This is a genomic window from Streptomyces griseorubiginosus, from assembly GCF_017614965.1.
GTDB lineage: Bacteria > Actinomycetota > Actinomycetes > Streptomycetales > Streptomycetaceae > Streptomyces > Streptomyces griseorubiginosus_B.
Window position 1 is genome coordinate 1 of sequence record NZ_WVUG01000551.1, and the last position, 2,649, is coordinate 2,649.

Consider the following 2,649-nt stretch of genomic DNA (forward strand, 5'->3'; position numbering starts at 1 on the left):
GTGCCGGGGCGGGTCGGGGCCGTGGCGGCAAGGTGGCAGCATGTCCTGTGGGCGGCGGGGGGTCGTATCCCCGGCGCGGACGCGACCGCGGTCATACCGCCGGGCGCCCTCGTCGCCATGGGCTCATGCCGGTGGCAGGGCGGCGGTCGGGCCACGGTTCGGCGTCACCGTGCGGTGCATGCTGACGCGACGCGAGGAGAGAGCCCCCACTCCGACCGGCGGCCCGCCTCCACCCGAACAGGACAGACGTGCGGGGCCATCCTGGAATCCTGGGAGTCGGCACAGCGAGGCACGCCATGGCGTACGACGAAGCGTTGGCCGAGCGGATTCGGCGGTATCTGGGGGCCGATCCGGACATCACCGAGAAGCGGATGTTCGGGGGGCTAGCGTTTCTGCTGCGCGGGAACATGGCGGTGAGCGCGAGAGGCGCCGGAGGGCTGATGGTCCGTGTCGGGCCGGAGGCCACGGACGCGGCACTGGCCCGACCGGGCGCGCGGCTCCTCGACATGAGGGGGCGGCCGATGCGTGGCTGGATCGTCGTCGACCCGTCCGCGCTGGCGGACGACCAGGTCCTGGGCGCATGGATCGACGAGGGGTACGCGTTCGCCGCGGGGTTGCCTCCGAAGTGAGCCGTTCCTACGAGCGGCGGCCGGGCCTGCCTCGCCTGCCGGGCTTGGAGCCGCCCGCGCGGGGAGTGCGGCCCGGCTGCTTGGCGGGGGCCGGCTTGCGGCGGGCGGAGGACTTCTGCTGCTCCTCCCGCCTCGGCTTCTCCTCCCGCCTCGGCTGCTTCTCCTCCGACTGCTGCTTGCGGCCGCGCGAGCTGTTGACCGTGCGGCCGCGCACGATGCCGATGAAGTCCTCGACCAGGTCGGTGGTCGCTTCCTCGGGCCAGGACAGCGCGACACCGGACTGGGGGGCGTCGACGACCGGGCGGTAGGTGAGGTCCCTGCGGTGGTGCAGACGGGCGAGGGACTGGGGGACGACGAGGAGGCCGACACCCGCCGCGACCAGTTCCACGGCGTCCTCGGTGGTGGCGGGGCGCTCGAAGGCGGGTTCACCGGGAGGGGCGTCCCAGCCGAAGACGTCGTCGAGGGGGTGGAAGACCACCTCGTCGGCCAGATCGGCGAGCGTCACCTCGTCGGCCGCCGTGATCACGTGGTCCTTGGGGACCACGACCACCGTCGTCTCGGTGTAGAGCGGGATCGCGCTGAAGAACCCACGGTCGACCGGCAGCCGTACCAGGCCCGCGTCCGCCTCGCCCGCGCGCAGCACCTCGGGCGCCTCGGCGGCCGGTACGGCGATGAGGTGCAGCGGGATGTCGGGCAGTCGCTCGTTCCAGATCCGCACCCACTTGGCGGGCGTCGTCCCCGGGACGTACGCGAGCCGGAACGTGGGGGATGTCTCCGAGCCTGTCACCTGGCCAGGTTACCGGCCGTGGTCGAGGGCCCCGTACCCGGTCGATACCCTGGACCCCATGAAGTCGCACCAGACCACCCAGACGATGAAGCCCGCGACCGCGGCGAAGAAGCTGGGTGTGTACCTCGAGGCCACCCCCGCCGAGTTCCGTGAGGGTGTCGTCTCGCGCGCCCAGCTCGACCAGCTCCAGGCCGAGCCGCCCGAGTGGCTGCGCGAGCTGCGGGCCAAGGGACCGCACCCCCGTCCGGTGGTCGCGGCGAAGCTGGGCGTCTCCATCGCGGGGCTGGCGCGCGGCGGGGTGACCGAGCCACTGACCACCGAGCAGATCGAGGCGCTGAAGCAGGAGCAGCCGGAATGGCTGGTGAAGGAGCGGGCCACCCAGGCGGAGGTCCGCAAGGAGACGGCGCGGATCAAGAAGCGCGACGCCGAGCGGGCGGCCCGGGAGGACGGTCCGCGGTCCTGAGGCACCCGCCGTCGCGACGGTCGGTCACGCCACCGATCCGCTGTGTGCACGGAGACGGAATCTGACGGCTCGTCACGACGAAGGTCACAAAAGCGTATCGGACATTCTGCCCTTCAACCTTCACACCAGCCGCACAAGTTGGCTAGCGTGGGTCCAGGCCACTCGAGTTCCTCCGGCGAACCCCGTCGGGACGCGTGGCCTCCGCCGAGTCCGGTGTCGAACCGGAGCCGGGGACCCAACCGAATCATGGGGTGAATCGGCCCAACTGCCCGCACGGGCAAGGGTCGTAGGGCATGCCTTCCGGATACGACCGCCCGAACCCGACAGCTAACTCGGTAGGCGGAGTACGGAAGGAGTACGGCTCCCATGGCGCCGGATCGACCATCGCGCACGGGCGGCTCCGGCCTCCCCGGCATGCGCAACTCCACCCTCGCCGCGGCGGCCCTCACCTCGGTGGCCATGCTCTCGCAGAGCGCCGACGCCGTGCCCCTCGCCGGGGAGGACGCCCCCAGCCGGGAGGCCGTCCGGGACCGGGTGAGCAGCCTCTACGACCGGGCCGAGTCCGACACCGGCCAGTGGAACTTCACCCGGCCGACGGTGACCGGCTCGCGAGGACGCGGCGCACCGGCGGGCGGCGGCAGGCGCTCGGACCCCGATCTGGACAACGTGACCCGGCAGTGGTTCGACGCGGCGCGCGCCTCGCTGGGGCCGACGATCCCTGCGATCCTGCCGGCCGACCGCAAGCCCGCCCAGCGCACCTCCTCCCCCCG

At 72.5% G+C, this 2,649-nt stretch carries 3 protein-coding genes, 1 pseudogene and 1 riboswitch; of the genes and pseudogenes, 3 read left to right on the forward strand and 1 reads right to left on the reverse strand.

The window, feature by feature from the left end:
- Nucleotides 1–296: 296 nt before the first annotated feature.
- Entirely contained in the window at nucleotides 297–629 is a 333-nt protein-coding gene (locus GRC12_RS43455) for a TfoX/Sxy family protein (protein WP_208785954.1), read from the forward strand.
- A 7-nt stretch (nucleotides 630–636) separates the two neighbouring features.
- On the opposite strand, the gene GRC12_RS43460 is transcribed toward GRC12_RS43455, so the two are convergent.
- Nucleotides 637–1,416: a LysR family substrate-binding domain-containing protein gene (locus GRC12_RS43460; RefSeq protein WP_208785955.1), complete on the reverse strand. Its 780-nt coding sequence runs from the start codon at nucleotides 1,414–1,416 to the stop codon at nucleotides 637–639.
- Nucleotides 1,417–1,474: 58 nt separating this feature from the next.
- Between GRC12_RS43460 and GRC12_RS43465 the strand changes: the two genes are divergently transcribed.
- Both GRC12_RS43465 and GRC12_RS43470 read left to right on the forward strand, forming a co-directional pair.
- Nucleotides 1,475–1,879 (forward strand): DUF5997 family protein, encoded by a 405-nt coding sequence (locus GRC12_RS43465; RefSeq protein ID WP_208785956.1) that lies wholly within the window; start codon nucleotides 1,475–1,477, stop codon nucleotides 1,877–1,879.
- A 192-nt stretch (nucleotides 1,880–2,071) separates the two neighbouring features.
- A riboswitch (cyclic di-AMP (ydaO/yuaA leader) is annotated at nucleotides 2,072–2,237 on the forward strand.
- 8 nt (nucleotides 2,238–2,245) lie between these two features.
- Nucleotides 2,246–2,649: pseudogene (locus tag GRC12_RS43470) on the forward strand (NlpC/P60 family protein); the annotation flags it as partial.